This window comes from Rhizobacter sp. P2_H3 (assembly GCF_056403355.1).
Genome location: NZ_JBFUFQ010000071.1, coordinates 1 through 26,709, shown reverse-complemented (window position 1 = coordinate 26,709; position 26,709 = coordinate 1). Strand labels below are relative to the sequence as shown.

The 26,709-nt window shown below is 69.5% G+C and carries 26 protein-coding genes, 1 tRNA gene and 1 pseudogene; 15 read left to right on the top strand and 13 right to left on the bottom strand.

The genetic code is table 11. The features are described from left to right. From AC1D1T_RS15300 to pssA, 3 genes are all read left to right on the top strand, one after another. The coding region (locus AC1D1T_RS15300; protein WP_477992091.1) for a substrate-binding domain-containing protein at window positions 1-845 on the top strand (845 nt) is incomplete at its 5' end. A gap of 175 nt (window positions 846-1,020) precedes the next feature. Next, on the top strand, window positions 1,021-3,819 hold the full coding sequence (locus AC1D1T_RS15295; protein ID WP_477992090.1) for an AbfB domain-containing protein: 2,799 nt from the start codon (window positions 1,021-1,023) through the stop codon (window positions 3,817-3,819). 59 nt (window positions 3,820-3,878) lie between these two features. Next, window positions 3,879-4,493 (top strand): CDP-diacylglycerol--serine O-phosphatidyltransferase, encoded by a 615-nt coding sequence (gene pssA, locus AC1D1T_RS15290; protein ID WP_047506575.1) that lies wholly within the window; start codon window positions 3,879-3,881, stop codon window positions 4,491-4,493. Between the two features lie 9 nt (window positions 4,494-4,502). Here pssA and AC1D1T_RS15285 read toward each other — a convergent pair whose 3' ends face one another. The 3 genes from AC1D1T_RS15285 to AC1D1T_RS15275 form a co-directional block, all read right to left on the bottom strand. After that, window positions 4,503-4,826 carry a helix-turn-helix domain-containing protein gene (locus AC1D1T_RS15285; protein ID WP_047506577.1) on the bottom strand — a complete coding sequence of 108 codons (324 nt, stop codon included), beginning with the start codon at window positions 4,824-4,826 and terminating at the stop codon, window positions 4,503-4,505. Further along, window positions 4,810-5,184: a type II toxin-antitoxin system RelE/ParE family toxin gene (locus AC1D1T_RS15280; RefSeq protein WP_477827032.1), complete on the bottom strand. Its 375-nt coding sequence runs from the start codon at window positions 5,182-5,184 to the stop codon at window positions 4,810-4,812. The genes AC1D1T_RS15285 and AC1D1T_RS15280 overlap by 17 nt, the downstream gene beginning before the upstream one ends. A 116-nt stretch (window positions 5,185-5,300) precedes the next feature. Next, complete coding sequence (locus tag AC1D1T_RS15275) at window positions 5,301-6,260, bottom strand: LysR family transcriptional regulator (protein ID WP_477827031.1); 960 nt, start codon at window positions 6,258-6,260, stop codon at window positions 5,301-5,303. A 110-nt stretch (window positions 6,261-6,370) separates the two neighbouring features. Between AC1D1T_RS15275 and AC1D1T_RS15270 the strand changes: the two genes are divergently transcribed. Both AC1D1T_RS15270 and AC1D1T_RS15265 read left to right on the top strand, forming a co-directional pair. Continuing rightward, entirely contained in the window at window positions 6,371-7,231 is an 861-nt protein-coding gene (locus tag AC1D1T_RS15270) for an oxidoreductase (RefSeq protein ID WP_047506582.1), read from the top strand. Between the two features lie 57 nt (window positions 7,232-7,288). Then, complete coding sequence (locus AC1D1T_RS15265) at window positions 7,289-8,239, top strand: ketopantoate reductase family protein (RefSeq protein WP_477828804.1); 951 nt, start codon at window positions 7,289-7,291, stop codon at window positions 8,237-8,239. On the opposite strand, the gene AC1D1T_RS15260 is transcribed toward AC1D1T_RS15265, so the two are convergent. The 3 genes from AC1D1T_RS15260 to AC1D1T_RS15250 form a co-directional block, all read right to left on the bottom strand. Then, entirely contained in the window at window positions 8,220-8,753 is a 534-nt protein-coding gene (locus tag AC1D1T_RS15260; protein WP_477839123.1) for a hypothetical protein, read from the bottom strand. The genes AC1D1T_RS15265 and AC1D1T_RS15260 overlap by 20 nt on opposite strands. Window positions 8,754-8,831: 78 nt before the next feature. After that, window positions 8,832-9,263 carry a nucleotide triphosphate diphosphatase NUDT15 gene (locus AC1D1T_RS15255; RefSeq protein WP_477839121.1) on the bottom strand — a complete coding sequence of 144 codons (432 nt, stop codon included), beginning with the start codon at window positions 9,261-9,263 and terminating at the stop codon, window positions 8,832-8,834. Beyond that, entirely contained in the window at window positions 9,260-10,030 is a 771-nt protein-coding gene (locus AC1D1T_RS15250) for a class I SAM-dependent methyltransferase (protein ID WP_477827491.1), read from the bottom strand. The genes AC1D1T_RS15255 and AC1D1T_RS15250 overlap by 4 nt, the downstream gene beginning before the upstream one ends. Window positions 10,031-10,123: 93 nt before the next feature. On the opposite strand from AC1D1T_RS15250, the gene AC1D1T_RS15245 reads away from it, so the two are divergent. Next, entirely contained in the window at window positions 10,124-10,492 is a 369-nt protein-coding gene (locus tag AC1D1T_RS15245) for a hypothetical protein (protein WP_477827490.1), read from the top strand. On the opposite strand, the gene AC1D1T_RS15240 is transcribed toward AC1D1T_RS15245, so the two are convergent. Continuing rightward, complete coding sequence (locus AC1D1T_RS15240; RefSeq protein ID WP_477827489.1) at window positions 10,493-10,903, bottom strand: hypothetical protein; 411 nt, start codon at window positions 10,901-10,903, stop codon at window positions 10,493-10,495. It abuts the gene before it with no gap. Window positions 10,904-11,013: 110 nt separating this feature from the next. Here AC1D1T_RS15240 and AC1D1T_RS15235 point away from each other — a divergent pair, with 110 nt between their 5' ends. Then, window positions 11,014-13,218, top strand: a complete 2,205-nt coding sequence (locus tag AC1D1T_RS15235; protein WP_477992089.1) for a TonB-dependent receptor — start codon at window positions 11,014-11,016, stop codon at window positions 13,216-13,218. Window positions 13,219-13,240: 22 nt separating this feature from the next. Further along, entirely contained in the window at window positions 13,241-14,404 is a 1,164-nt protein-coding gene (locus AC1D1T_RS15230; RefSeq protein ID WP_477839117.1) for a PepSY-associated TM helix domain-containing protein, read from the top strand. A gap of 240 nt (window positions 14,405-14,644) precedes the next feature. Here the strand turns inward: AC1D1T_RS15230 and AC1D1T_RS15225 are convergent, their stop codons facing one another. The 3 genes from AC1D1T_RS15225 to AC1D1T_RS15215 all read right to left on the bottom strand — a co-directional run bounded on the left by AC1D1T_RS15225 (window position 14,645) and on the right by AC1D1T_RS15215 (window position 18,239). After that, window positions 14,645-16,786, bottom strand: a complete 2,142-nt coding sequence (locus AC1D1T_RS15225; protein ID WP_477992088.1) for an RICIN domain-containing protein — start codon at window positions 16,784-16,786, stop codon at window positions 14,645-14,647. A gap of 155 nt (window positions 16,787-16,941) precedes the next feature. Further along, complete coding sequence (locus tag AC1D1T_RS15220; RefSeq protein ID WP_477826567.1) at window positions 16,942-17,964, bottom strand: pirin family protein; 1,023 nt, start codon at window positions 17,962-17,964, stop codon at window positions 16,942-16,944. A 23-nt stretch (window positions 17,965-17,987) separates the two neighbouring features. Beyond that, on the bottom strand, window positions 17,988-18,239 hold the full coding sequence (locus tag AC1D1T_RS15215) for a hypothetical protein (RefSeq protein WP_047506599.1): 252 nt from the start codon (window positions 18,237-18,239) through the stop codon (window positions 17,988-17,990). Window positions 18,240-18,442: 203 nt separating this feature from the next. On the opposite strand from AC1D1T_RS15215, the gene AC1D1T_RS15210 reads away from it, so the two are divergent. The 3 genes from AC1D1T_RS15210 to AC1D1T_RS15200 are packed head-to-tail and all read left to right on the top strand — an operon-like array spanning window position 18,443 to window position 21,110. Continuing rightward, complete coding sequence (locus AC1D1T_RS15210) at window positions 18,443-19,564, top strand: sensor histidine kinase (protein ID WP_477826568.1); 1,122 nt, start codon at window positions 18,443-18,445, stop codon at window positions 19,562-19,564. A gap of 17 nt (window positions 19,565-19,581) precedes the next feature. Next, a complete protein-coding gene (locus AC1D1T_RS15205; protein ID WP_047506710.1) occupies window positions 19,582-20,337 on the top strand; it encodes a LytR/AlgR family response regulator transcription factor in 756 nt (251 codons plus the stop codon). Window positions 20,338-20,393: 56 nt separating this feature from the next. After that, window positions 20,394-21,110, top strand: coding sequence for a head GIN domain-containing protein (locus AC1D1T_RS15200; RefSeq protein ID WP_477839110.1), 717 nt, complete (start codon window positions 20,394-20,396; stop codon window positions 21,108-21,110). 60 nt (window positions 21,111-21,170) lie between these two features. Here AC1D1T_RS15200 and AC1D1T_RS15195 read toward each other — a convergent pair. Further along, a tRNA-Met gene (locus AC1D1T_RS15195) sits at window positions 21,171-21,247 on the bottom strand. Between the two features lie 108 nt (window positions 21,248-21,355). Here AC1D1T_RS15195 and ftsY point away from each other — a divergent pair. Then, a complete protein-coding gene (gene ftsY / locus AC1D1T_RS15190) occupies window positions 21,356-22,402 on the top strand; it encodes a signal recognition particle-docking protein FtsY (RefSeq protein ID WP_047506602.1) in 1,047 nt (348 codons plus the stop codon). Between the two features lie 12 nt (window positions 22,403-22,414). On the opposite strand, the gene AC1D1T_RS15185 is transcribed toward ftsY, so the two are convergent. Both AC1D1T_RS15185 and ffh read right to left on the bottom strand, forming a co-directional pair. After that, entirely contained in the window at window positions 22,415-23,143 is a 729-nt protein-coding gene (locus AC1D1T_RS15185) for a DUF2726 domain-containing protein (protein WP_477827769.1), read from the bottom strand. Between the two features lie 151 nt (window positions 23,144-23,294). Continuing rightward, a complete protein-coding gene (ffh, locus tag AC1D1T_RS15180) occupies window positions 23,295-24,674 on the bottom strand; it encodes a signal recognition particle protein (RefSeq protein ID WP_465112858.1) in 1,380 nt (459 codons plus the stop codon). A gap of 99 nt (window positions 24,675-24,773) precedes the next feature. Here ffh and AC1D1T_RS15175 point away from each other — a divergent pair, with 99 nt between their 5' ends. The 3 genes and pseudogenes from AC1D1T_RS15175 to AC1D1T_RS15165 all read left to right on the top strand — a co-directional run. Then, a complete protein-coding gene (locus AC1D1T_RS15175; protein WP_477992087.1) occupies window positions 24,774-25,565 on the top strand; it encodes a cytochrome C assembly family protein in 792 nt (263 codons plus the stop codon). A gap of 7 nt (window positions 25,566-25,572) precedes the next feature. Further along, complete coding sequence (locus AC1D1T_RS15170; protein WP_465112856.1) at window positions 25,573-25,833, top strand: PP0621 family protein; 261 nt, start codon at window positions 25,573-25,575, stop codon at window positions 25,831-25,833. Next, window positions 25,830-26,709: pseudogene (locus tag AC1D1T_RS15165) on the top strand (histidine kinase); the annotation flags it as partial. The gene AC1D1T_RS15170 and the pseudogene AC1D1T_RS15165, both read left to right, overlap by 4 nt.

Here is a 26,709-nt window from a genome sequence, read left to right as displayed (position 1 = left end):
CTGCGACGCCGCTGATCCTCTACCTGGTCGACGAGATCTCCACCAGCCCGCACCCGGTGCTGTCGATCGACGGCGCGAAGGACGAGGCCTGGAGCCAGGGCGCGCTGGTGGCAGTGTTCGCGACGCGCTCGAATGCCGGCATCGAGGCCGCCGTGCTGTCGACGATGCTGGCCAACCCGGCGCTGGTCGGTGTCGTCTACTCGACGATCTTCACGCGCCAGGTCAGCGTGCCGCCGCAGCTCGGCCGCGTGCCCACGGTGCTGCTGAACTGCAGCGAGGTGGAGCCTGCATCGGGCGGCGAGCCGCGCTTCTCGTCGGTCGAGCCCTCCGAGGTGCTGGGCGGTTTCGCCGCGACCGAGTGCCTGCTCGACGCCGGCCACCGGCGCATCGCCTTCATCAACGGCGAACCCTGGATGGATGCTGCGCACGATCGGCTGAAGGGCTACCGCCGCGCGCTCGCGAGCGCCGACATCGCCWACGACGCCGCGCTGGTGCGCGAGGGCGACTGGCATGTCGCCTCGGGCCACGACCACACGCTGTCGCTGATGAAGCAGCCGAAGGCGCCGACGGCGATCTTCTGTGCCAACGACCTGATGGCCGTCGGCTGCCTCGCGGCGCTGCGCGAGCTGGGCAGACAGGTGCCGCGCGACGTGGCGGTGATCGGCTACGACGACCAGGAGATCGCACGCCACACCAGCCCGCCGCTGACCACGCTGGTGCTGCCCAACTACGAGATGGGGCGGCTCGCGGTGGAGATGCTGCTGGCCCAGGTCGCCGCGCCCGGCGGCCGTCGCCGTCGCGTCAAGGTCGATGGCCGGCTGGTGCTGCGACAGACCGTCGGCTGAGTCCCTCCAAGCCCATTCCCATCACACGGCCTTGCATCTGCGCAGTTGACGCGCAGCGGTCGCCGTGCGCCTAATATTAGTCAATTATTAGCGATGCGCCGTGCCCTGGCACGAGCCGTCCGTCATCGGGCTGGTGCCGCAGACACCCCGTTCCGAGGCCACAGAAGGAGACACGATGAACACCACCTACCGGCGATGGCTGGCGACTCTGCTCGTCCCATTGATCACCGCGAGTTGCGGCGGCGGCAGCGAATCCGCAGCCACCGACGTTCCGCAGCAGGCGAGCCCCTCCCACGAATCCGTCCAGGCCGTCAGCGCGCGCCTGACGACGCCGTGGACCGCTGCCGCCCAGCAGGCCGCGGTGCCGCTGCCCGAGTACCCGCGCCCGCAGCTGACACGCGCCGACTGGCTCAACCTCAACGGCACCTGGAACTACAACGGCGGCAGCGCCGCGCCCGACGCCGACAGCCCGCCGGCCACCGCGCCGGCCTTTCCGGCCAACCCGGAGCAGGTCAAGGTGCCGTACCCGGTGGAGTCCTACCTCTCCGGCATCCAGCGCATGAACGACCGCAACCTCTGGTACAAGCGCACGTTCAGCGTGCCGGCCGGCTGGGGCGGCAAGCGCGTGAAGCTGAATTTCGGCGCGGTCGACCGCAAGGCCACCGTCTACGTCAACGGCCAGCAGGTCGGCCAGCACAGCGGCGGCTACGACGCGTTCAGCTTCGACATCACGCCCTGGCTGCGCAGCGGCAGCAACGACCTGGTCGTCGGCGCGTTCGACCCGACCACCGGCGATGACATGCTGGGCAAGCAGACGCTGAACCCTGGCGGCATCTTCTACACGCCGAGTTCGGGCATCTGGCAGACGGTGTGGCTGGAGCCGGTCGCGGCACCGCACGTCACGCGGCTCGACATGACGCCGGACGTGGCGAACAACCGGCTGCGCATCGTCGTGCGCGGCAGCAACCTGGGTGGTACCTCGATCGAGGCCGTGGCCTCGACCGGTGGCGCCCAGGTGGGTACGGCCACCGGCAGCGGCGATGTCGAGTTCACCGTGCCGGTGCCGAATGCGCACCTGTGGTCGCCCACCGATCCCTTCCTGTATGACCTGAAGGTCCGCGTGCGCAGCGGCGGCAGCGTGGTCGACGAGGTCGGCAGCTACTTCGGCATGCGCTCGATCGCGATCGGCAATGTCAACGGCGTGCCGCGTCCGCTGCTCAACGGCAAGTTCGTGTTCCAGTACGGCCCGCTCGACCAGGGCTTCTGGCCCGACGGCCTGTACACCGCGCCGACCGACGAGGCGCTGAAATCCGACCTGGTGGCCATCAAGGACCTGGGCTTCAACATGGTCCGCAAGCACATCAAGGTCGAGCCGCAGCGCTGGTTCTACTGGGCCGACAAGCTGGGCATCCTGGTCTGGCAGGACATGCCGCATGCCTGGGACGCCGAGACCAGCGCCGCGGTGCGCGCCAAGGTGGAGGCCGAAGACCGCGAGATCGTCGACGAGCACCGTTCGTCGCCGTCGGTCATCACCTGGGTGATCTTCAACGAGAGCTGGGGCGACTTCGACATGGTCCGCATGGCCGGCGTCTTCAAGGGCTGGGACCCGAGCCGCCTGATCGACACCCACTCGGGCATCAACTTCGCCCCGGGCGACCAGGGGGCTGGCGACCTGATCGACAACCACGACTACCCGGGCCCGAGTGCGCCGGCCTGGCAGCCGAACCGGCTGTCCGTGCTGGGCGAGTTCGGCGGCAACGGGCTGCGCGTGGACGGCCACATGTGGAACCCGGCCTCGACCTGCTGCTACAACCTCTACCCCGACTCGACGACGCTGACCAACGTCTACCTGCAACAGGTGGAAGGATTGCGCGAGCTGGTGTCTTCCCGCGGCCTGAGTGCCGCGGTGTACACCGAGATCTCGGACGTCGAGGACGAGTTGAACGGGTTCCTGACCTATGACCGCCAGGTCAGGAAGATGGACTTCGCGCAGGTCCGGGCGGCGCACCAGGCGCTGATCGACGGCGTGCCCTTCCTGCGGCGCGGCACCTCGTACTCGTTGCGCACCGTGACGCCGGGCGTGACCAACCGCTTCATCCGCCACGCCAACAGCCTGGGCGTGACCGAGGTGGTCGATGCCGCCAGCAGCGAGCTGCTGAAGAAGGACGCGTCGTGGAAGGTGGTCAACGGGCTGGGCGACGCGAGCTGCCTGTCCTTCGAGTCGGTCAACCAGCCGGGGCAGTTCCTGCGCCACCAGGCCTTCCGCCTGCGCATCGACCCGAACGACAACAGCGCGCTGTTCAAGGCCGACGCCACGTTCTGCGCCCGCAAGGCGCTGGACGGCAACGGTGGCATCTCGCTCGAGTCGAAGAACAACCCGGGCTACTACATCCGGCATGCCAACGCGGAGGTCTGGCTGAACCCGTTCCAGGACACCAGCCTGTTCCGCGCCGATGCGTCGTGGTCGCCGCAGGCCGGCTGGTGGCGCAGCAGCGTGGTGGTGGCGCCGAACACCGTGCATTCGCTGCGCGTGCTGACGCCGGGCTACGACAACCGCTACGTGCGTCACCAGGATGCGCTGGCCTTCACCGAGGTGGTGACGGCCGCGAGCGACAGCACGCTGAAGGCGGACGCGAGCTGGCGCATGGTGCCGGGGCTGGCCGATGGCAGCTGCTACTCGTTCGAGTCGCGCAACTTCCCGGGCGAGTACCTGCGCCACAGCAACTCGCGGGTGCGGCGCGACGCGCTGCAGGCCGGCGACCTGTACCGTGCCGATGCCACCTTCTGCGCGCAGGGGACGGCCGACGGCAGCGCGGGGACCCGCTTTGCGTCCTACAACTACCCGGGGCGCTACCTGCGCCACTACGCGGCCGAGGTGTGGATCGCCGATGGCATCGGCGGCTCGGCGTGGAACACGTCGGGCAGCTTCGATGCCGACACGCGCTGGGCGGTGGAGAACGCCTGGGCCCCTTGATGCGGTGGGGGCGGGCAGTCAACTAAACTGCCCGCCCGACCGACGAGGAGCGCCAGCGCATGAAGCCGAAGCCGTTTTCGATGATCCGCGAGTTCCACCTGGCGGACTGGTTCACGCTCGGCAATGCCGTGTCCGGCACCGGCGCGCTGTTCTCGATGATGTCCTACCTCGCGACGGCGAACGTCGTGCACATCCACTTCGCCTGCGGCCTGGTGATCGCCGCGCTGGTGTTCGACATCCTCGACGGCCGCGTCGCGCGCTGGCGCCAGAAGGCGTCGGCGCTGGGCCGCGAGCTCGATTCGCTGGCCGACGTGATCTCGTTCGGCGTCGCGCCGGCGATCATCGCCTACGGCTGCGGCATGCGTGGCCTGTACGACCGCATCGTGCTGGCGTACTTCGTCGCCTGCGGCGTGTCGCGCCTGGCGCGCTACAACGTCACCGCCGAGGCGCTGTCGGACGACAGCGGCAAGGTCACGCACTTCGAAGGCACGCCGATCCCGACCTCGATCGTGCTGGTGCTGATGCTCGCGGCGGCCGCCTCGGCCGGCGCGCTCGGCCCGAACCTGTGGTTCGGCGAGGTGATGGTCGGCGAACACTACTTCCACCCGCTGGTGCTGCTGTTCGGGCTCTCCGGCTCGCTGATGATCAGCCGGATCCGGATTCCGAAGCCGTGAACGGCTGGTTCAGGTGAGAACCTGCAAGCCGTGTTTGCGCACGATCGAGAGCAACTTGAGCGCCATGCCGCTGGGGCGTTTGGTGCCAGCCTCCCACTTCTGTACGGTCGATTCGCTGGTGTTCAGGTAGAGCGCGAATACCGGTTGGCTGACGTGGGCGCTTTCGCGGATGCGCTTGATCTGGATCGGGCTGATGGCCGGCGGCGCTGACACGCAGGTTTCGTCGAATTGACGCATCGTTGCCTTGTCGATGGCTCCAATCTGCCTGAGCGCGCTCGCGGATTGATGGATGGCCTCGAAGGCATCGCTTTTGAATTTACGCTTTGTCGGCATTGCAAATCTCCACAAACTGTCCGCTCGCGATCAACTCAGTCACTTGTGATTCATCCAACGCGGCGTAGACGCGAGCGAGCTTCCTGAATGCCGCCAGCTCCTCATCACTGATGTTCGCGCGGTCGCTCTTTGCAAAGAGGAATTCGAACACCCAACGACGACCGCCTTTCGCCAGAAGGATGGATCGGTGCAGGTTGTCGTTGAGTCGCTTCTTGAATACCCCTGCACCGAGATCCTCTGCCTGGCCTCGCATCGCCTGCAGCACGGCAGCACACAAATCGGTATCGGGAATCTTCGATTTGCTGGCTGCCTTTGCAAACCAGGCGGTCTTGAAGACCTGCGACGAGGTGACGGGCATGAAAGTCTAGCACTGGGTGCTACTTTGAAGTAGAAGGGCATCGGTGGCGGGACGGCGTTGCAAGCTATCAAATCGCGCCCGTTGTCATGTCCTCATTTCCTTCACCTTCCGTGCACTCAGTTCACTTTCCTGCGCCGCTTCGTGCCACTCAGCTCATGCGGCTCCAGGAAGTACGCCGCATTCCCCGCCGCCCGCTCCACCACCAGGTCAATGAAGGCCCGAACGCGGGCCGGTTGCGCGATGCGGCTGCCGTAGTACAGGTACAGGCTCAGGTGCTCGGCCACATGCTCGGTCAGCACCGGCACCAGCTGGCCGCTGCGCACCAGCGGCGCGGCGGTCACGCCCACCAGCTGGCCGATCGCATGGCCTGACAGCACCGCGTTCGCCTCCAGCTCGACATCGTTGGTGCACAGCACCGGCGCGAAATCGCGCGCGACGATCTCGGCGCCGACCTTGAACTCCCACGGCATCACCTTGTTGGTCGCCGGATGCCGGAAGCCGCTGCAGCGGTGCTGCGCCAGGTCGTCGATGTGCCGCGGCGTGCCGTACCTCGCCAGGTAACCCGGCGTCGCACACACCACCAGCTGCAGCGGAAACAGCCGGCGCGAGATCACGCCGTCGGCCGGCGGCGTGCCGGCGCGGAAGCCGACGTCGACACGGTCCTCGACCCAGTTGCCCAGGCGATCGTCCAGCTGCACGTCGGGCTCGATGTCGGGATGCCGCTCGCAGAACTCCGCCAGCACCGGCCACAGCACCGGCAGCATCAGCGAGCGCGTCGCGACGATGCGCAGCGGCCCGGCGATCTCGTCGCGCCCGCGCCGCGCACCGTGCAGCGCCCGCTGCAGTGTTGCCAGCCCCGGCTGCGCCGCGTCGAGGAACTGCTGCCCTTCCTCGGTCAGGCTGAGCCGCCGCGTCGTGCGGTGGATCAGCCGCACCCCCAGGTGCCCCTCGAGCTGCGCCAGCGCCTGGCTCGCGGCCTGCGGCGTGATCGCCTGCGCCGTCGCGGCCTGGCGCAGGCTGCCCAGCTCGACCGCCTTGACGAAGGTGGCGATGGCGCGGAGTTCGTTGAAGGCCATGGTCGATTCTCACGATCTGCTTGCGGATGAAACCATTGATTGTGGGCTAGTTGACTTGCAATCGCTTGCCTAGAGTTCGCTCACTCCATCACCTCCGCAAGGACATCGCCATGAGCTCCACTTCCTCCGATTTCAAGCGCGTCTGGTTCATCACCGGCGCGGCCCGCGGCATCGGCGCACGCATCGTCGAAGCAGCCCTCGCGCAGGGCGACGCCGTCGTCGCGACCTCGCGCGATGCCACGTCGCTGCAGCAGCGCTTCGGCGCGCAGCCCGGCCTGCTGGCGCTCGCGCTCGACGTCACGTCCGAGGCGCAGGCCGCGGCCGCCGCCGAGGCTGCGCTGGCCCGCTTCGGCCGCATCGACATCCTGGTCAACAACGCCGGCTACGGCCTGCTCGGCGCGGTCGAGGAGGCCAGCGCCGACGAAGTGCGCCGCCTCTACGACACCAACGTGTTCGGGCTGCTGAACGTCACGCGTGCCGTGCTGCCGTCGATGCGCACGCGCCGCCGCGGCCACGTGATCAACATCTCGTCGCTCGGCGGCTACCGCTCGGGCGCCGGCTTCGGTGTCTACTGCTCGACCAAGTTCGCCGTCGAAGGCCTGACCGAGGCACTGCACGCCGAGCTGCAACCGCTGGGCATCCATGCCACCGTGGTCGAGCCCGGCTACTTCCGCACCGAGTTCCTCGAAGGCTCGTCGCTGGTGGTTTCGCCGCGCGTCCTCGACGACTACGCGCCGAGCTCGGGCCAGGTGCGCGAGGCCGCGAAGCGCATCAGCCTGAACCAGCCGGGCGATCCGCTGCGCCTGGCGCAGGCGATGCTCGCGCTGGTGGAATCGGCGACGCCGCCACTGCGCTTGCCGCTGGGCACCGACACGCTGCAGACGATCCGCGACAAGCACGCCTTCGTCGAGCGCGAGACGGCGGCGTGGGAGCGGCTGTCGGCGTCGACCGATTTCCCGAAAGGCACCTGAGCGGCACCCGGGCGGCACTTGTCGGACACTGCGGCCTTCGCCACCCCGAAGGCCGCCATGGACCGCTCTCCCGCCACCCCCTGGACCGTCGCCGTGATGGGCGCCGGCGCCGTCGGCTGCTACTTCGGCGGCATGCTGGCGCGCGCCGGCCACCGCGTGACGCTGATCGCGCGGCCGCAGCATGTGGAAGCCATCGCGCGCGACGGCCTGCGCATGCAGACGCGCAGCTTCGACGAGCACGTCCGCCTGCAGGCGAGCACCGATGTCGCGGCCGTGCAGGGCGCGCAGCTGGTGCTGTTCTGCGTGAAGTCCACCGACACCGAATCGGCCGCCGAGGCAATGCGCCCGCACCTGTCGCCCGGGGCCCTGGTGCTGACGCTGCAGAACGGCGTCGACAACGACGAGCGCGTGCGCAGCGTGCTGTCGTCGAACGAGGTGGCGGCCAGCGTCGTCTACGTGGCCACCGAGATGGCCGGCCCGGGGCACCTGCTGCACCATGGCCGAGGCGACCTGGTGATCGCGCCCAACAGCGTCGCGTCGAACCTCGTCGAGGTGCTGGCTGCCGCCGGCGTGCCGGCAACGATCTCCGACAACGTGCGCGGCGCGCTGTGGGCCAAGCTGATCCTGAACTGCGCCTACAACGCGATTTCGGCGATCGGGCGTGTGCCGTACGGCCGCTTCGTCGACCACCCCGGCGTACCGCAGGTGATGCGCGACGTGGTGGCCGAATGCCTGGCGGTGGCGCAGGCCGAAGGCGTTCAGGTGCCCGGCGACGTGTGGGCGATGGTGCGCGGGCTGGCCGCGACGATGCCGGGCCAGTTCTCGTCGACCGCGCAAGACGTGATGCGCGGCAAGCCGAGCGAGATCGACCACCTGAACGGGCTGGTCGTGCGGCGCGGTGAACGGCACGGCGTGCCGACGCCGGTCAACCGCGTGCTGCACACGCTGGTCACGCTGATCGAGGCCGAGGCTCGATCAGCGGCGGAACTCAGCTCGCGAGCTGCTTGAACTTCGGATTGCGGACCACGTCTTCGATCAGCTTCTGCACGGCCGGGCCGAAGGCCTGGGCCACTTCCTGGCAGGCCTTGTCGGCGATGAAGCTGCCGGAGAACGGGAACTTCGACTGGGTCGAGAAGCTTTCGTTGCGGGCGTTCGAGACGACCAGCGTGAACGTCCAGTTGCCATCGGAGATGCCCGAACTGAAATCGATCTGCTCCAGCTTGCCCGACAGCTTCAGGCTCGAATTCGGGTCATACAGGCCAGCCAGCTTCAGCTCGTCGATGAAGGCCTTCTCGATGTAGGTCTCGAAGCTCGGCTCGACCTTGACGGAGCCGGCGGCACGGCACGAGATCGAGGCCTGGCCCGGCTTCGCTGCCTCGAATCTGGCAACCGAAACGGGCTTGATGCTGGCGGCTTTCAGCGCTTCCACGTTCTTGACCGATGCGCCGTAGGGGGCGACGTTGAAGGCACAACCGGTCATCAGGGCGGTCGCGGCGAGGAAGGGCAACAGGCGAAGGGACATGGCGCGTTCCAAGTGGGTGAAGCGGCGGATCATACGGAACGGCTTGTCGGATATCGAGGCCAAACGCTGTCGCGTCCATCACTTTGATGAGACGGAATTCGCACACGTCGCGGATGGATCGAAGCCGGTGGCGCGCAGGCTGTGCAACGGCGCAAACAGCGGCTGCGGCAGCGCCTGCCAGTCGAACCACTGCCAGCCGTCGCACTTGTCCGGCTCCAGCGTCGCGGGTTGGCCGAGCGTGTGGCGCGCCAGCACGAACACCGTCAGGTACTGATGCTTGACCTCGTCGAACACATCACTGGTATAGGGGCCGCGTTCGCACTCGCCGAGCGTGAGCCCGGTCTCTTCCAGCAACTCGCGGCGGGCGCAGTCCTCGATCGACTCACCGTATTCCAGCCGGCCGCCGGGGGCCGACCAGGTGCCCGCGCCGTGCGACCCGCGCCGGCGGCCGAGCAGGACCTGGCCGTCGCGCAGCACGAGGATGCCCACGCCCACGCCGACCTGCGTCATCGTGCGAGGCCCTGTCGCGGCGTCCGGCCGACCAGCACCGGCTGGAACAGCACATCGTCGCGGCGCTGCACGTCGGCGAAGCCGGCTTCGCGCATCAGCGCGCTCAGCCGTTCGATGCTCACCGCGTAGTAGCGGCTCGTCGCGACGCTGGTGGTACAGCTGCCGTCCGGCGCCTCGGTCGTCAGGTACATGCGCAGGTCGTAGTGGTCGCCGTCCCACTCCCAGACCTGGACGGCGATGAACCGGCTGCCGTCGGCGCCCCGGCGCATGCCGTAAGGATGCACGTCGGGCGTCTTGCGCACGATGGCGGCGTAGTCGCGCACCGAGATCATGAGGCTGCCGCCCGGCCGCAGGCATCGATGCGCCTGGCGGAAGCACGCCAGCAGGTCCGCATCGGTCAGCAGGTGCGGCACGCTGTTGTCGCAGGCCAGCACGGCGGCCATCGAGGCGCTGGCCACGCGGGCAAGCGTGCGCAGGTCGTCGACGCCGGCCTGCGCGACCAGCGAGCGCCGCTGCAGCTCGGCCTGCAAGCGCTGTACCGCGGCGGGAGAGATGTCCGACGCGATCACACGGTGGCCGTGCGCCAGCAGCCCGAGCGTCTGCGTGCCGATGCCGCAGGCGGCATCCAGCACCGGGTCGCCCGGCTGCACGCCCTCTTCGGCCAGCAGCGCGGCGAGCGCCTGCCCTTGGTGCTGGATCGCGCCCTCCCAATCGCCGTACAGCAGGTGGTAGTGCGGTGCGAGGTGGTCGTAGAAGGAGCTCGTCATTTCGGCAAATCATGCATCACATCGCACACCGTGCCTTGCGGGCCGCGGCCGGCGCGCAGCATGGGAACCACAGGCACCCCAGGAAGACCCGCCATGAGCATCAATGTCAGCGCCGCACCCTCTCCGCTTGCTTCGTACCGGTCGATCGGACCGATGCCGCTGCAGCCCGGCTCGTCCGCCTTCCAGGCGGCATCGATCGGTGCGCTGCGGCGGCCGTCCGCCGAGCCCGCCGTCGAAGCGCCGGGTGCCAAACAGGCCGAACCGGCCGTCGACCACACGACGCGCAGCCCGGAACTCGTCGAGATGTTCGACTTCATGCTGCAGCAGCACATGCAGCAGCAATCCCAGAAGTCGCCGCTCGCCGACAGCAAGTCCGAGGGCATCGCCGTCGAGCTGGCACAGGACAAGGTCAGCGAGCAGCGCAACTACGCGAGCCACCCGCACCTGATGCTGGCCGTGTGATCAGTCGCTGATCAGCTTCGTGTCGTAGAACGACAGCGTTTCGTTGAAGCGCATGCACGACTTGCCGGTGACCGTCGGCGCCATCTCCTGGTCGTAGCGGTCCTTGAAGCGCACGAACAGGCCGAGCGCGACGTCCTTGGCCTGCTCGGGCGTCACCTGGCCGGACGCGAAGGCGTGTTGCTCGATGCGCTTCAGCGAGTTCACCAGCAGCGAGGCATGCGATTTCTCCCAGCGCTTCTGTGCGGCCATCGACGGGTAGCCGAGCTTGTCGCACTGCTCCGCACCCTTCATCGCGAACGCGAAGTGCATCAGGTTGCTCGCGGCGTCCTTCTCCGTCATCGCCAGCGCGGCGCCTGCGGCCCCCTGCAGCACCACCGCCACGGCCAGCGTGCGCGCATCGATCAGCTTCATCGGTGGATCTCCCTGTCCGCAAAGTTGCGCCGCGATGGTAGCGCTGCCAAGGGTGGGTGCGCATGCTACTAGAATGCGAACCATTCTTGTTTGCGCACCATGAGATCTCCATGAACCGTTGTACGCCGATCGCCTGCGCCGCCGCGCTGGCCTGCCTGATGCCCGCCGTGCAGGCCCAGACCGCCGCGGCTGCTCCCGCTGCGCCCGAGGCCGCGGCCAGCGCGCCGGTGACGACGCTGCCGACCGTCAACATCAGCGCGAGCGCCGATGCCTCGGCCGCCGGCCTGAGCAAGCCGTACGCGGGCGGCCAGGTGGCGCGCGGCGGCCGTGCCGGCGTGCTCGGCACGCGCGACAACATGGAGACGCCGGTCAGCATCACCAGCTACACCAACGACCTGATCCAGGACCGCCAGGCGCGCAGCGTCGGCGAGGTGCTGCAGAACGATCCGGGTGTGCGCATGGCGCGCGGCTTCGGCAATTTCCAGGAGGCGTATTTCATCCGCGGCTTCCTGCTGAACTCCGACGATGTGGCCTACAACGGCCTCTACAGCCTGCTGCCGCGCCAGTACATCGCCACCGAGTTGTTCGAGCGCGTGGAGGTCCTGCGCGGTGCCTCCGCCTTCCTGAGCGGAGCGAACCCCAGTGGCACCGGCATCGGCGGCTCGATCAACCTGCTGCCCAAGCGCGCCACCAATGAGCCGCTGACGCGCGTGACGCTCAGTGGCGGCAGCGGCGAACAGGGCAACCTGGCCGCCGACGTGTCGCGCCGCTTCGGCCCCGACAACGCGACCGGCATCCGCGTCAACGCTGCGTACCGCAACGGTGGCACCGGCATCGACGACGAGAAGGCCAGGACCGGACTGACCGCCGTCGGGCTCGACTGGCACAGCCGCGATGTGCGCCTCTCCGGCGACATCGGCTACCAGGACAACCAGCTCAAGCGCGCCCGCACCAACGTCTCGCTGGCCGCCGATGCCACTGCGGTCCCGGATGCACCGGACTCGAAGTCGAATTTCGCCCAGCCGTGGTCGTACTCGAACGAGCGCGACCTGTTCGGCACGCTGCGCGGCGAATGGGACCTGGGTGCCGACGTCACCGCGTGGGCCGCGTACGGCCTGCGTCGCAGCGACGAATCGAACTCGTTGGCCAACCTCAGCGTGAGCGATGCGAGCGGTGCGGCCACGACCTCGCGCTTCGACAACACGCGAGAGGACAAGGTCGACACCGGCGAGCTCGGTGTGCGCGGCAAGCTGCGCACCGGCCCGGTCGGGCACGAATGGGTGGCCTCGTACACGGCGTTCCGTCTCGTGAAGAAGAACGCCTACGCGTGGGACTTCTTCAACACGCTGGACACCAACCTCTACACGCCGACCGCGTACGCGCAGCCGGAGTTCACGGCCGGGGCCTTCCGCGGCAACGACCTGGCCTCGCCGAACGAGACGGGCCGCTCGAAGCTGAGCAGCTTCGCGATCGGCGACACGCTGTCGATGCTGGACGACAAGCTGCTGGTCACGCTCGGCGTGCGCCACCAGAAGCTGGACATCAGCGACTACGGCTACAACTCCGACCCGGCCGATGACGCGCTGTACGACGAGAGCCGGACCAGCCCGATGCTGGGCGTGGTCTACAAGCTCGGCACGCAGTTCTCCGCGTATGCGAACCACGTCGAAGGCCTCACGCAGGGCAATACGCTGGCGGGCGTCAACGGCGGCCCGCCGGTGACGCTGGAGCCGTATGTGTCGAAGCAGAACGAGATCGGCCTGAAATACGACGGTGGACGCTTCGGCGGCAGCCTGGCGCTCTTCGCGACGAAGAAGCCGCGCCCGGTGGCCACGCAGAACAGCGTGGAGGGTGAAGACCGCCACCAGGGGATCGAACTGAGCTTCTTCGGTGAAGCGATGCCGGGTCTCAAGCTGCTCGGCGGCCTGACGCTGCTGAACGCGAAGCAGAAGAACACCGGGGACGCCACGACCGAGGGCAAGTACGTGATCGGCGTGCCCAAGAGCCAGGGCACCGTGGGCGCCGAATGGGCGGTGCCGGGCGTCGAAGGACTGGCGCTGGACAGCCGCGTCGTCTACACCGGCAACCGCTTCGCGAACTCCACCAACACGCTGCTGCTGCCGTCCTGGACCCGCGTGGACCTGGGCGGGYGCTGGATGGTCAACGTGCAGGATCGCCTGGTGACGCTGCGCGCGCGCGTCGACAACGTGGCCGACAAGTCGTACTGGGCTTCTGCAGGCGGCTACCCCGAGAATGGCTACCTCGTGGTCGGCGCGCCCCGCACCTTCGTGCTCAGCGCCAGCGTCGATTTCTGACGCCCCCGCACGGAGCCGCGGCATGCTGAGCGCAAGCACCCTGAAGACCTGGTCGTGGTGGCACAAGTGGAGCAGCCTCGTCTGCACCGCGTTCATGCTGCTGCTGTGCCTGACCGGCCTGCCGTTGATCTTCCACCATGAGATCGACCACCTGACCGGCGGCGAGATCGAGGCCCCGGAGATGCCGGCCGACACGCCGCGCGCCAGCCTCGACACGGTGCTGGCCTCGGCGCGCGCCCTCTACCCGGATCGCATCGTGCAGTTCGCGTCGCAGCCCGAGGACGACGACCGCCTGTGGCACGTCACGCTGACGCCGACGCCCGCGCCGACGCAGGACTTCAAGTCGATCGCGGTCGATGCGCGCACCGGCCGCGTGCTCGGCGAGGTGCCGGTCAACACCGGCTTCATGAGCCTCATGCTGCGGTTGCACGTCGACCTGTTCGCCGGGCTGCCGGGCAAGCTGTTCCTCGGTGCGATGGGGCTGCTGCTGCTGGTGGCGATCGTCTCGGGGCTGGTGCTGTACGCGCCCTTCATGCGCAAGCTGCGCTTCGGCGAGGTGCGCCGCGAGCGCTCGGCGCGCGTCAAGTGGCTGGACCTGCACAACCTGCTGGGCGTCGTCACGCTGGTGTGGGCGCTGGTCGTCGGCGCCACCGGCATGATCAACACCTGGGCCGACCTGCTGATCAAGCTGTGGCAGTACGACGCGCTGACCACGCTGCTCGCGCCCTACCAGGGCCAGCCGCTGGTCGAGGAGGGCGCCCGCGCGCCGACGCAGCGCATGCTGGCCGCCGCGAAGGCGCAGGCGCCGCACATGCGGGTCGGCTTCATCGCGTTCCCGGGCACCGGCTTCTCGAGCCCGCACCACCACACCTTCTTCATGCGCGGCACCGAGCCGCTGACGGCCCGCCTGCTGCAGCCGGTGATGGTCGATTCGCGGACGGCCGCCGTCACCGCGTCGCCCGAGGTGCCGTGGTACATCGCGACGCTGCTGCTGTCGCAGCCGCTGCACTTCGGCGACTACGGCGGCTTGCCGCTGAAGATCGTCTGGGCGCTGCTCGACCTCATCACGATCGTCGTACTGGGCAGCGGGCTGTACCTGTGGATCAAGCGCAGGCAGCCAAAGTCGCTGCTCGACGAGGCGGGCGTGCGGCTGCCCGGGTTGCCGCAGGATTTGTCGCAAACCTGACCGCAACTCGCCCGGTTCGCCACCGGCGGTGGCGGGGCGCCCGGCTCGATGACCGGGTCCGCGGGATGCGGTGACGGCGGGTCGTCGATCTCGGGCAACGGTGGCGGCACCGTCGGCGGCGGAGGCGGCGTGGCCGGCGGTTCGGGCACGGTGTGCAGCAGAAGCGGCCGAATGGAGGTCATGACGGGGCCTGTGTGCGGTGGCGACACAGACCCCCGGGCAATCGGCGTTCCCTCCCGCTCAGTTCACCGTGAACAGGTTCAGGTTCACCGAGTTCGCGATCGCCGCATTGCCGGCGGTGTTCGGATGCAGGTGGTCGCCGGTGTCGTTCGCCGGCAGCATGCGCGCCGGGTTGGCCGGGTCGCGCGTCGCGAGGTCCTGGTCGATCACGCCGTCGCAACCGCTCGCGCTGCTCTTCACGAAGTTGTTGTAGGCCTGCCGCGTCGTCTCCTGCGACGGCGTCCAGACGCTGTCGCTGTACGGCGTCAGCGTCGAGCACAGGAATTTCACCTGGCGCGCATGGGCCTTCGCGATCATCCGCTGCAGCGGACCGAGCAGTTGCTCGAGCGTCGGCTGCGGGTTGCCGCGCAGGTCGTTGATCGGGTCGTCCGAATAGATCACCCATTTGATGCCGGCCTGGCCGAGCACGTCGCGGTCGAAGCGGTTCTCGGCGCTCGGGCCGGCGCCGTCGCGCAGGCTGCTGTTGCCGCTGATGCCCTGGTTCAGCACGCCCACGCCGATGCCGGCCGCGTTCAGGCGGTTCGCCAGCACGTTCGGCCAGCGCTGGTTGGCGTCGAAGTTGGTGCCGACCCCGTCGGTGATCGATGCGCCCAGCGTCGCCACGCTGCCGCGCAGGCTGCTGTTGGACACGTCCAGGTTGGTCAGCAGCCGGTAGCTGCCGCTGGTCGCGCTCGGGTTGATCGTCGCATTGCCGCTCACGTTGCCGGCGGCCACGTAGTTCGTCTGCAGGCCGGTCTGGTGCTCGGTGGTCACCGTGGTGGCGTTCGGCAGGTAGAAGCTGATCGCCACGTCGGACAACGCGGCGACGTTGAAGTCGACCGAGTCGCTGACCGCCTCGCCGCCGGCCGGGATCACGACCGTGGGCTGGCCGCCGAAGTTCACCGCGCGGTCGCTGGCCGCGACGATGGCCGAGCCGCCGGCGCGCTGCGCGATGTGCACGTTCGCGACCGTGATCGGCTGGTTGCCGAACACGTTGGACAGGTGCACCCGCGCGGCCGCGCCGCCGACGCTCGTGTGCACGATCTGCCGCAGCGTCTGCTGGTTGAAGCTGGTGTTGCCGCCCTGCGGCGATGCACCCCAGGTGCCGACCCAGGTGCCCGTGGGCGGCGGCGGGGTGTCGCCGGCCGGCACCGGCGTCCAGCGCTGGTTCGCCGCGCCCAGGCAGTCCCACTGGTGGATGCGCGCGCCGGGCTGCGTGCTGACGCCGCTCACGTCGACGCAGCGGCCGCTGTGGCGGGCCGCGATGCGCAGCGCGCCGGCGTCGTCCGTCACGACGAAGCGCTGGTTCGCGCCGCCGCCATGGGCCCATTGCTGGATCAGCGCGCCGTTGTCGAGCGAGATGTCGCTCACGTCCAGGCCCTTGCCGCTGTTGACGTTGAGGAAGGCGTAGGTGCCTTCGGCCGCGGGCTGGGCCTCGAACAGCTGGCGGTCGGCCTGGCTGCACGCGGCCTGGGCCGTCTTCGCGCCGTTGTCGAGCGAGCCGTTCTCGACGTCCATGCACAGGCCGGAATGCACCGCCTTCAGCGCATAGCGGCCGATCGCGAGCACGCCGCGCCCGGTGGTCGACACCGGGTACAGCAGGAACTGCTGCGCGCCGCTCGTGCTGCAGCCGGCCTGGCGCAGCCCGGCGCCGTCGTTCACCGAGCCGCCGTCGATCGCGACACACTTGCCGCTGCCGGCGTTCTTCAGCGCGAAGCGGTTGCCCTGGCTGCGTTGCAGCACGAAGCGCTGCGCGCTGGTGTCGTTGTTGGTCCACTGGTGGATCACCGCGCCGTCGGCGGTGGAGCTCGCGGCCAGGTCCATCACGCGGCCGGTGCCGACGGCGACCAGCTTGTAGCTGCCGCCGGTCTGCACCGTCAGGTCGAAGGTCTGCGTGACGGCGGCGCTGCAGGTGTTCTGCACGAAGGCGCCGCCGTCGCTGCCGGGCGGCACTGCATCGACGCACTTCGCGCTCTGCACGTTCTTCAGCACATAGCGGCCGGCGCTGACAGCGGGCACCGCGAGCGCGGCGGCCTGTTCATGGGTGGCGGACTCGCCGGAGCGCGTGGGCGGTGCGTCGCTTCCGCCGCCACAGGCGGCCAACAGGAGAAGTGGCAACAGCGGCGGCAGGCAGGCGAGCGCTGCCCGGTTCAGCGTGTTCATCGGCGTGTCCCCTCTGTCGTGGTGTGAGGGCCGCACTCTATGGAAGCGTTTCCAATTCACGCAAGCCGCGACTCGATACAAGACCTGCGCCGAGGGCATTTGCCCATCGACAGCAACCCATCGGATCGCCCGATGGTTCTGTCGGATGCCGGCGCTCAGGGCCGCTCGTCGCCGCCGTCCGGGCGCCGCGCGAAGCGCTGCGGCTCGGCGCCGTGCACCGGCGCGGGGTCGTCCCAGGGCCATCCGCCGAACTCGGTGCGGCGGTAGTCGGTGAAAGCCTGTTGCAACTCTTGCTGCGTGTTCATCACGAACGGGCCGTATTGCGCGACCGGCTCGCCGATCGGCCGGCCCTGCAGCACGAGGAACTCGGCCGTCTCGGCACCGTTGACCAGCTCGACCGGTGCGCCGGCGCGCAACTCGATGGCCGCATGGCTGTCGACCGCCACGCCATCCACCGTCACCGCGCTGCCGACGAAGAAATACAGCTTGCGCCGTGTGCCGTCGCCCTGCGCGGGCGGCAGCGTCCAGCGTGCGTGCGGCGCCATGCGGATCGTCCAGATCGCGAGGTCGGCACCGTCCTGCGAAGCCCATGAATCGGGCGGCGGCGCGAGCGGGTCGGCCACGCCCTCGATCCGGCCGGCGATGCAGACGACCTCGGTCTGCCGCCCGGCCTCGTCGGCGTGCAGGTGGTGCGGGATCTGTTCCGACCAGAACATCGTGAAATGCGGCGCCACCATCTTGTTGCGCGCCGGCAGGTTCAGCCAGATCTGGAACAGCTCGAGCCGGTTCGGCGCGTCGCGCTTCAGCAGCGGGAACATCTCCGAGTGCACGATGCCGCGGCCGGCGGTGAGCCATTGCACGTCGCCGCCGCCGAAGCGCGCCATCGCGCCGAGCGAGTCGGAGTGGTCGACCAGCCCGTGGCGCACGATGGTCACGGTCTCGAAGCCGCGGTGCGGGTGCGACGGAAAGCCCGGCACCGTCATGCCGTGGTACATGCGCCAGCCGTCGAGGCCGGCGAAGTCCTGGCCGAGGTTGCGGCCGGTCAGCAGCGCATCGGGGCCGAACTGCGCATTGCCGCGCGGGTAGGCGTCATCGTGGTGGACGCAGAAGAGGAACGGGTCGAGCGTTTCCCACGGAAATCCGAGGGCGCCGACGTGAAGGATGGCGTTTCCGGGCATGCGCCGCAGTGTCCCTCAACCGCTCAAGCCGTGCTCGACTCCTGCTGCGAAAGCCGCACGCCGTTCTGCGCGATCGTCATCACGCCGTCGGCGTCGACGTTCACCGGGCGGCCGTCGGCCAGGCGGTATTCGGATTCGCCGGTCGGCTCCCAGTCGCCGCCGAGGCCGGGCGCGGCGTCGAGCCGGGCGAGGTGCTCGAAGCCGTGCACCACGTAGTCGCGTCCGTCGTCGCCGTGCAGGCGCAGGGTTTCGAGTTGATGCAGCCGCTTTTCCATGAGGTCTCCTTCAGCAGGAATCGGTCGGTCGATTGAACTGCAAGCCGGCGCCGCAAGCCACCTTGGCGGGCAAGGCCGCGGGGCGGGAAGGGTTTCGACACAGTGCGTCAGGGTGGGGCGCCCGCAGCCACATTTCGATGCCGCGATCCGGCGATCGGTCGCAGCGGCCCGCCGTGCCGGCCGGGACTCCCTAAGATCCGTGCATGTCCGACAACCCCGCCACCTCTTCGACGCCAGACCGCACCGACTGGACGCCGTGGCTCGTCTACGCGGCCGGCTGCCTGCTGTCGTGGCTGCTGTATGTGCTGGCCGGCACCGAGTTCCAGCGCGGCCTCTGGCAGCTGCTGGAGGTGGTCTACCAGGCCACGCTGCAGCTGTGGCCGGCCATGGCGCTCGGCGCCATCGTGCTGCCGTGGGTGCGCTGGTTGCAGGGCCGCGGGCTCGGCACGGCCACCGCGGTGGCCTTGCATGTCGCGTGCGCGCTGCTGTTCGGCGCGCTGTGGCAGGCCCTCGACTTCACGACCTCGCTGCTGCTGTTCGGCGCCGACCATGCGTTCGCGGTGTTCGCGCAGACGCTGCTGTGGCGTGCGATCTGGGGTGCCGTCGTGTACACCGCGATCGCGACCGGCTTCACCGCGCTGATCGAGGCCCGCCGTGCGCGCCGCGCCGCGCTGGCTGCCGCGCAGGCCGAATCGGCCCTCGCGCAGGCCGAACTCGCGGCGATCACCGGCAAGCTGAACCCGCACTTCCTGTTCAACACCTTGAACACGCTGATCGCGCTGACCCGCAAGGATCCGCAGGCCGCCGAGGCGGCGCTGATGCGCTTTGCCGGCATGCTGCGCTACGTGCTCGACACCAAGCGCAGCGCGGCCGACCGCGTGGCGCTGGCCGACGAGGTGGATTTCGTGCGCGACTACCTGGCGCTCGAGAGCCTGCGCCTGGGCGCGCGGCTGCAGGTCGACTGGCAGCTCGACCCGGCGACGCTGCAGGACGAGATCCCGCCGCTGAGCCTGCAGCCGCTGGTCGAGAACAGCGTGCTGCACGGCGTGGCGCCGCAACTGCGCGGCGGCTGCATCCGCATCGTCAGCGAGCGCAACGGCATGAACCAGGGCCTCGACCTGACGGTCGCCGACGATGGCCCGGGCTGCGATCCGGCGCGGCTCGCAGATCCTGGCGAGCCCGCCGGCGGCCAGGCACCGCGCACCGGCATCGGCCTGAACGCGCTGAAGCGCCGCTTCGCGCTCGACTACGACGGACGCGCCCGCCTGCGCGTGCACACCGCGCCCGGTGCCGGCTTCCGGGTGGACCTGTGGATACCGCAATGAAAGACATGACGAACGACATGACGAAAACGCGCGTGCTGATCGCCGAGGACGAACCGCTGGCCGCCGAGGCGCTGGCCGACTGGGTGGCGCAGATGCCGCAGCTCGCGCTGGTGGCCACCTGCGCCGACGGCGTCTCGGCGCTGGCGCAGATCCGCGCGCTGCGCCCGCAGCTGGTGCTGATGGACATCCACATGCCCGGCCTGAGCGGCTTGCAGGTGCTGAAGGCGCTGGCGGAAGACGGGCCGCGGCCGGCCGTGATCTTCACGACCGCCTACGACGAGCATGCGCTCGCGGCCTTCGAGCTGCATGCGGTCGACTACCTGCTGAAGCCGTTCGCGCGCGAGCGGCTGGTCGAGGCGATCGAGCATGCGCTGGCCTCGGGCGCGGCGCAGGTGCAGGAGGCGACGGCCGAAGCGGTGATCGCGCTGGAGCAGGCGCCGACCGAGCCGCTGACGCGTGTGCTGGTGCGCGACCAGGGCAAGATCTTCCCGCTGCATGTCGACCACATCGAGTACCTGAAGTCCGACACCAAGTACACCGCGCTGGTCAGCCGCGGCCGCAGCTTCCTGGTGCGCCTGCCGATCGCGAGCTTCGAGCCGCGGCTCGATGCGGCGCGCTTCCTGCGGCTGCACCGGGGCTGCATCGTCAACCTCGATTTCGTCGACGCGATGACGCCCGACGAGAACTCCCAGCTGGTGGTGCAGATGCGCGACGGCACCCGCATCACGGCCAACCGCGACGTGTCGCGCCGGCTGCGGGAGCAGTCGTTGTGAGCCCGCCGGACCGCTCCAAGGGCGAACACCGGAGTGCGCAGCACGAAGGTACTCCAATGAGGGCGCTGCGGATCGTGTGTGGTGCGCTGGTCGTGGCGCTGCTCGGCCTGGGCGTGCAGGCGCAGCCGGCTGCGCCGGTCGGCCGCGTCTATGCGCCGGGGGCCTTCGACCGGCTCGACGTGGAGGGCGCGGCGCGCATCCGGCTCACGCAGGGCGACCGCGACCAGGTGTTCGTCGCCGGCGACGAGGCGGCGCAGCGCGGCGTCGAGGTGGACGTGGTGAACAGCCACCTGCGCATCCGTGCGGTCGGTGGCTGGAAGTTCTGGCGCGAGGACCGGCCGGCGATCGAGGTGCAGGTGCGCAAGCTGAGCCACGTGATGCTGTCGGGCGCGGGCGAAGTGCAGGCGCCGGGGCCGATCCGCGGCGACCAGCTGGTGATCGGCATCTCCGGGTCGGGCAGCGTGCGCTTCGACGAGCTCGCGGTGCGGCAGGTGAATTTCGACATCTCGGGCGCGGGCGACGGTCAACTGGCCGGCCGGGTCGAGCAACTCGAGCTGAACGTCTCGGGCCGCGGCAAGCTGGTGGCCGATCAGCTGCGGGCCACGCGCGCGAGGGTGGCGATCAGCGGTGTCGCCAATGCCGAGCTGTGGGTGACCGACGACCTGCAGCTCGCGATTTCGGGCGCCGGCAAGATCGACTACTGGGGGCACCCGGTGGTGCGGCGGGCGGTGTCGGGGATGGGGAACGTCACGGCGCGCGGGGACAAGCCTTGACACGCAGATGCTGAAAAGACAAAGCCCGCACGACCTGATGTTCGTGCGGGCTTGTTTGTTTGGTGGCGCTTCAGGGATTCGAACCCCGGACCTGCGGATTATGATTCCGTCGCTCTAACCGACTGAGCTAAAGCGCCTGAGCCTCAGATTATAGCCAGGGTTTCGGGCGCTTTCGGCGCGTTGACCGACAATGCGTCACACACTCGCACGACATGCGAGTCCCACCCGAGTCGATCGCCCCACGCATGTTCAGTTTCTTCAAGAAAAAGCCCGCTCCTGTCGACACGCCGGCCTCGCCGCCGACCACTGCGACGCCTGCCGCGCCCGTCCCGGCAGTGCAGGCCGCCATCACGCCGGCCGCTGCCGAGCCCGAGCGCCGCAGCTGGGTCGACAAGCTGCGCGGCGGCCTGCGCAAGACCGGCTCCAGCATCGCCCAGGTGTTCACCGGCACGCAGATCGACGAGGCCCTCTATGAAGAACTCGAATCCGCGCTGCTGATGGCCGATGCCGGCGTCAAGGCCACCGAGTTCCTGCTCGACGACCTGCGCCGCCGCGTGAAGGAGGCCCGGGCCACCGACCCGTCGCAGGTCAAGGCGCTGCTCGCCGCGGCGGTGGCCGACCTGCTGCGTCCGCTCGAGAAGCCGCTGCGTGTCGGCGAACACGCGCCCACCGTGATGATGGTGGTCGGCGTCAACGGCGCCGGCAAGACGACCAGCATCGGCAAGCTCACGCGCCACCTCGCCGACAGCGGCCAGAAGGTGCTGCTGGCCGCGGCCGACACCTTCCGTGCCGCCGCGCGCGAGCAGCTYGCGGTGTGGGCCGAGCGCGCCGACGTGCCGCGGCAGGCCGGCTCGGTCGAGATCGTCTCGCAGGCCGATGGCGATCCGGCGGCGGTCAGCTTCGATGCGGTGGTCGCCGGCAAGGCGCGCGGCTGCGACGTCGTCATCGCCGACACCGCCGGCCGGCTGCCGACGCAGCTCCACCTGATGGAGGAGCTGAAGAAGATCCGGCGCGTGATCGCGAAGGCGCAAGAGGGCGCCCCGCACGAGGTGCTGCTGGTGATCGACGGCAACACCGGCCAGAACGCGCTGGCCCAGGTCAAGGCCTTCGACGATGCGCTCGGCCTCACCGGCCTGATCGTCACCAAGCTCGACGGCACCGCGAAGGGCGGCATGCTGGCGGCGATCGCGCGCGAGCGGGCGATCCCGGTCTACTTCATCGGGGTCGGCGAGAAGCTCGAAGACCTGCAGACCTTCAATGCGCGCGAATTCGCGCAGGCCTTGCTGGAGTGACCCGGCGCTGAATCAGCGGGGGCGGGGCGAGTTGCCCGAGCGCGGGATGTTCGGCGGCGCGGCGGATGCCAACGGTGCCGGCGCCGAGTCGATGTCGTCGAACCAGGTCGACGGCGGCGGCTCGCGCATCTCGAGTCCGTCGTCCTCGTCGACCGGGCCGCGGCCGACCGGCTGGTAGCCGGCGGTCGTCGACGGGGCATGCGTCGATGGCGTGCTCTCGCTCGACTTGCTGCCGAGGATCGCGTTGCGCGCACCGGTCGCGCTCGGCAGCGCGTCCTCGCGCCACACGTGCAGCGGAATGCCGGAGGCTTCGAGCACGCGGTCCATGCGGTTGTGGCGCTGCGAGGTGCGTTCCTTCTCCTGCGCCTCGGGCGCGCGGATGTCGACCACCGCGATCACCTGCGAGCTGCTGTCGCAGACCACGAGATCGGCGCAGAGCAAGCCGACGCGGCGCAGCCACTCCGAATACGAATGCCGCGTCGGCACCTTCACGAAGCGCGCCAGCGGCACCTGCGCCAGGATGATGTGCTCCGGCAGCCCGCCGCGCAGCGCGAGGTAGGCCTTGCGCTCGGCGGTGGTCAGGATGCGGGTCGCCTGCGGCTGCCACGACTGCAGCGTGTCCAGCGCCTCGAGCGAGCGCGGCTTGTTGCGCTTGACGGCGGGCTTGGCGCTGGAGGTCTTCATCTTCCAGATCACCAGGCCGCCCACCAGCACCAGGGCGGCGATCAACAGCAATTCCATCTCGAGGTCCAGGTCCGTGTTGGAGGGCAGCGCAGATCTTGGCGGTCCGCGCGCGCGGGGTCAATCATTGTGCCGCCTGCCAGGCGGTTGCGGCGTGTTACAGGCCCACCGGTTCGGGGTGGGATGTGACAAGTCGTCTCAAACGCGCGTCTCAGCGCAGGCCCCCCGGGCCGCCCAGGCCCTTCATGCCGCCCATGCGCTTCATCATCTTCATCAGGCCGCCGCCCTTCATCTTCTTCATCATTCCCTGCATCTGCTCGAACTGGTTCAGCAGCCGGTTGACCTCCTGCACCTGCACGCCGGCACCGGCGGCGATGCGGCGCTTGCGGGTGGCCTTCAGCAGCTCGGGCTTGCGGCGCTCCAGCGGGGTCATCGAGTTGATGATGCCCTCCATCCGACGCACGTCGCGTTCGGCGCGGTCCATGTCGGCCTGGCCCAGGTTGCCGGCCTTCGCGGTCATCTGGGCCGGCAGCTTGTCCATCAGGCCCGACAGCCCGCCCATCTTCTTCATCTGGCTGATCTGCGACAGGAAGTCGTTCAGGTCGAAGTTGTCGCCCGACTTCAGCTTCTCGGCCAGCTTCTGCGCCGCCGCGACGTCGACGCCCTTCTGCACCTCCTCGACCAGCGCGACGATGTCGCCCATGCCCAGCACCCGGCCGGCATGGCGCTGCGCGTCGAACACCTCCAGCCCGTCGATCTTCTCGCTGACGCCGGCGAACTTGATCGGCGCGCCGGTCACCTGGCGCACCGACAGCGCCGCGCCGCCGCGCGAATCGCCGTCGGTCTTGGTCAGCACGATGCCGGTCAGCGGCAGCGCCTCCTTGAAGGCCTTCGCGACGTTGACCGCGTCCTGGCCCTGCATCGCGTCGACGACGAACAGCGTCTCGACCGGCTTCAGCTCGGCGTGCAGCGTGCGGATCTCGTTCATCAGCTGCTCGTCGATCGCCAGCCGCCCGGCGGTGTCGACCAGCAGCACGTCGAAGTAGTGGCGCTTCGCGTGGTCGAGCGCGGCGCGCGCGATGTCCAGCGGCTTGTCGGTGGCGCTCGACGGGAACCACTCGGCGCCGGCCTGCTTCGTCACCACCTTGAGCTGCTCGATGGCCGCCGGGCGGTACACGTCGGCCGAGACGGTCAGCACCTTCTTCTTGCGCTTCTCGATCAGGTGCTTGGCCAGCTTGGCGGTGGTAGTGGTCTTGCCGGCGCCCTGCAGGCCGGCCATCAGGATCACCGCCGGCGGCTGGGCCGCGAGGTTGATGTCGGCGATGCCTTCGCCCATCGTCGCCGCCAGTTCGCGGTTGACGATGCCCACCAGCGCCTGCCCCGGCGACAGCGAGCCCACCACCTCGGCGCCGAGCGCCTTCTCCTTCACGCGGGCGATGAAATCGCGCACCACCGGCAGCGCCACGTCGGCTTCGAGCAGCGCCATGCGCACCTCGCGCAGCATGTCGGTCACGTTGCTGTCGGTGATGCGCGCCTGGCCGCGCATCGTCTTGACGAGCCGGCTCAGGCGATCGGTGAGGGTGGAGGCCATGGGATCGGCGGGCGCGAAGGACGCGGCCCGCGAAAGTACACTGTGGACCATGAGTTTATCGCCCGGGGTTGCAACGCATTGAGCACACCGTCGACATGGATGCTGTGGGTGCCCAGCGCGGCGGCCCTGCTGGCCTACGCGGCGGCGGTGCTGCTGAATGAGCGCGAAAGGGCGGGCGGCGGTGCCGCGCCGCGCCGCGCGCTGATCGCCGGCTGGGTCGCGCACGCGCTGGCCATCGTGGTCGACATGGCCGGCATCGGCAGCGCCGTCTCCGGCGCCCGCTTCGGCTTCGCGCCGGCGCTGTCGGCCACGTTGTGGCTCGTGATCGCGGTCTACGCGGTCGAGAGCCGCTGGGTGCCGCTGCCGGGCGTGCGCCGCTGGCTCGGCCTGCTCGGGGCCGCGGCGGTGGTGCTGGCGGCGATCTTCCCGGGCGAGTTCCGGCCGCAGGCGGTGTCGGCCTGGGCGCCGCTGCACTGGGCGCTGGGCATCGCGTCGTACGRCCTGTTCGGCGCCGCGGTGCTGCATGCGGTGATGCTCGACACCGCCGAGCGCCGCATGCGCTCCAACCTGCGCGCCGCCGCGAACGCCGGCATGCCGCTGTTGCAGCTCGAGCGCCTGACCTTCCAGTTCGTCACTGCCGGCTTCGCGCTGCTGTCGGCCACGCTGCTGCTCGGCTGGTGGTTCTCCAATCCCTGGCGCTGGGACCACAAGTCGACGCTGTCGGTGCTCGGCTGGCTGGTCTTCGCCGGCCTGCTGGTCGGCCGCCAGGCGCTCGGCTGGCGCGGCCGGCATGCGATCCGCTGGCTCTATGCCGGTGCGTTGCTGCTGCTGCTCGCCTATGTCGGGTCGCGCTTCGTGTTCGAAGTCGTCCTGCACCGCACGACCGCCTGAGGGCCGCATGGGAAAGTTCATCGTCCTGCTCGTCGTGGTGTTCCTGATTGTCTGGCTGGTGCGCGGCGGCCGGCCGGGGCGCGCGGCCCCGCCGACACCATCGGCGCCACCGCCGCCCGCCAATGCCTCCGCCGTGCCGGACACCATCGTGGCCTGCGCGCACTGCGGGCTGCACCTGCCGAAGGCCGATGCGCTGCCGGGCCGCGGCGGGGTGTTCTGCGGCGAAGCCCATCGCAGCGCGTTCGAACGCGAGCACGCGCCCCGATGAGCAGCGCGCCGCCCAAGCCCGAGCGCCGCCGCAACGACCGCCGCTCGAACGTGCGCGCGAYGACCCGGCCCAGCCAGGAGTCCTGGTTCGGCGCCCTCGGCGAGGACACCCAATCCCGCGACAGCTGGGTCGAGGACGATTCGCGCTACGACGGCAACTGGCAGGCCGCGCAGGCGGCCCAGGCCGACAGCAACTTCCTGACGCGCCAGGCGCGGCGCCTGATCGGCTCGGGCCAGACCGCTTTCCAGCGCATCTACGGCGCCTTCATCAGCGCCCGCGCGGCGCTCGGCGTCGCGCTGGTCGCGACCCAGGTGGTCGCGGCGATCTTCGGCGTGAAGCCGCCGTGGCCGGTGGTGGCCGTGAGCCTCGCCTATGCGGCGCTCGCGCTGTCGATGTGGGTGCTGCCGCGCTACCGCCGCTCGGCCGCGCCGCGCCAGCTCGCGCGGCTGCGCAGCCCGCAGTGGATCTCGACGATCGGCGTCGACATCGTCTGCTTCGGTGCCTTGCACTGGATGTCGCCGGCCGCCGGCCTGAACTACGTCGCGCTGCTGGTGCTGCCGGTGCTGATGGCCGGCGTGCTGACGCCACGGCTGATGGCGCTCGCGACCGCCTCGGTGGTCACGCTGTCGCTGCTCGGGGTCGCCTGGCTGTCGGTGCTGGCCGGCGGGACCGACGTCACCGCGCTGATGACGCAGGCGGGCCTCGCCGGCAGCGGCTTCTTCGTGATCACGCTGCTGGCCGGCGAGCTGGCAGGGCGCCTGGCGCGCGAAGAGCTCACCGCGCGCGGCAGCCTGGAGCTGGCGCGCCAGCAGGCGCAGCTGAACCGGCTGGTGATCGAGGAGATGCAGGAGGGCGTGCTGGTGGTCGACCAGCGCG

Bases quoted from the DNA above. Each gene is read 5' to 3' on its own strand.
- AC1D1T_RS15240 (WP_477827489.1), bottom strand. From the start codon at position 10,903: ATGAAGCTGATCGATGCGCGCACGCTGGCCGTGGCGGTGGTGCTGCAG.
- AC1D1T_RS15230 (WP_477839117.1), top strand. From the start codon at position 13,241: ATGCTGAGCGCAAGCACCCTGAAGACCTGGTCGTGGTGGCACAAGTGG.
- AC1D1T_RS15275 (WP_477827031.1), bottom strand. From the start codon at position 6,260: ATGGCCTTCAACGAACTCCGCGCCATCGCCACCTTCGTCAAGGCGGTC.
- AC1D1T_RS15255 (WP_477839121.1), bottom strand. From the start codon at position 9,263: ATGACGCAGGTCGGCGTGGGCGTGGGCATCCTCGTGCTGCGCGACGGC.
- AC1D1T_RS15170 (WP_465112856.1), top strand. From the start codon at position 25,573: ATGGGAAAGTTCATCGTCCTGCTCGTCGTGGTGTTCCTGATTGTCTGG.
- AC1D1T_RS15205 (WP_047506710.1), top strand. From the start codon at position 19,582: ATGACGAAAACGCGCGTGCTGATCGCCGAGGACGAACCGCTGGCCGCC.
- AC1D1T_RS15215 (WP_047506599.1), bottom strand. From the start codon at position 18,239: ATGGAAAAGCGGCTGCATCAACTCGAAACCCTGCGCCTGCACGGCGAC.
- AC1D1T_RS15200 (WP_477839110.1), top strand. From the start codon at position 20,394: ATGAGGGCGCTGCGGATCGTGTGTGGTGCGCTGGTCGTGGCGCTGCTC.
- ffh (WP_465112858.1), bottom strand. From the start codon at position 24,674: ATGGCCTCCACCCTCACCGATCGCCTGAGCCGGCTCGTCAAGACGATG.
- AC1D1T_RS15285 (WP_047506577.1), bottom strand. From the start codon at position 4,826: ATGCCGACAAAGCGTAAATTCAAAAGCGATGCCTTCGAGGCCATCCAT.
- AC1D1T_RS15270 (WP_047506582.1), top strand. From the start codon at position 6,371: ATGAGCTCCACTTCCTCCGATTTCAAGCGCGTCTGGTTCATCACCGGC.
- AC1D1T_RS15280 (WP_477827032.1), bottom strand. From the start codon at position 5,184: ATGCCCGTCACCTCGTCGCAGGTCTTCAAGACCGCCTGGTTTGCAAAG.
- AC1D1T_RS15185 (WP_477827769.1), bottom strand. From the start codon at position 23,143: ATGGAATTGCTGTTGATCGCCGCCCTGGTGCTGGTGGGCGGCCTGGTG.
- AC1D1T_RS15265 (WP_477828804.1), top strand. From the start codon at position 7,289: ATGGACCGCTCTCCCGCCACCCCCTGGACCGTCGCCGTGATGGGCGCC.
- AC1D1T_RS15225 (WP_477992088.1), bottom strand. From the start codon at position 16,786: ATGAACACGCTGAACCGGGCAGCGCTCGCCTGCCTGCCGCCGCTGTTG.
- pssA (WP_047506575.1), top strand. From the start codon at position 3,879: ATGAAGCCGAAGCCGTTTTCGATGATCCGCGAGTTCCACCTGGCGGAC.
- AC1D1T_RS15210 (WP_477826568.1), top strand. From the start codon at position 18,443: ATGTCCGACAACCCCGCCACCTCTTCGACGCCAGACCGCACCGACTGG.
- AC1D1T_RS15295 (WP_477992090.1), top strand. From the start codon at position 1,021: ATGAACACCACCTACCGGCGATGGCTGGCGACTCTGCTCGTCCCATTG.
- AC1D1T_RS15245 (WP_477827490.1), top strand. From the start codon at position 10,124: ATGAGCATCAATGTCAGCGCCGCACCCTCTCCGCTTGCTTCGTACCGG.
- AC1D1T_RS15260 (WP_477839123.1), bottom strand. From the start codon at position 8,753: ATGTCCCTTCGCCTGTTGCCCTTCCTCGCCGCGACCGCCCTGATGACC.
- AC1D1T_RS15220 (WP_477826567.1), bottom strand. From the start codon at position 17,964: ATGCCCGGAAACGCCATCCTTCACGTCGGCGCCCTCGGATTTCCGTGG.
- AC1D1T_RS15250 (WP_477827491.1), bottom strand. From the start codon at position 10,030: ATGACGAGCTCCTTCTACGACCACCTCGCACCGCACTACCACCTGCTG.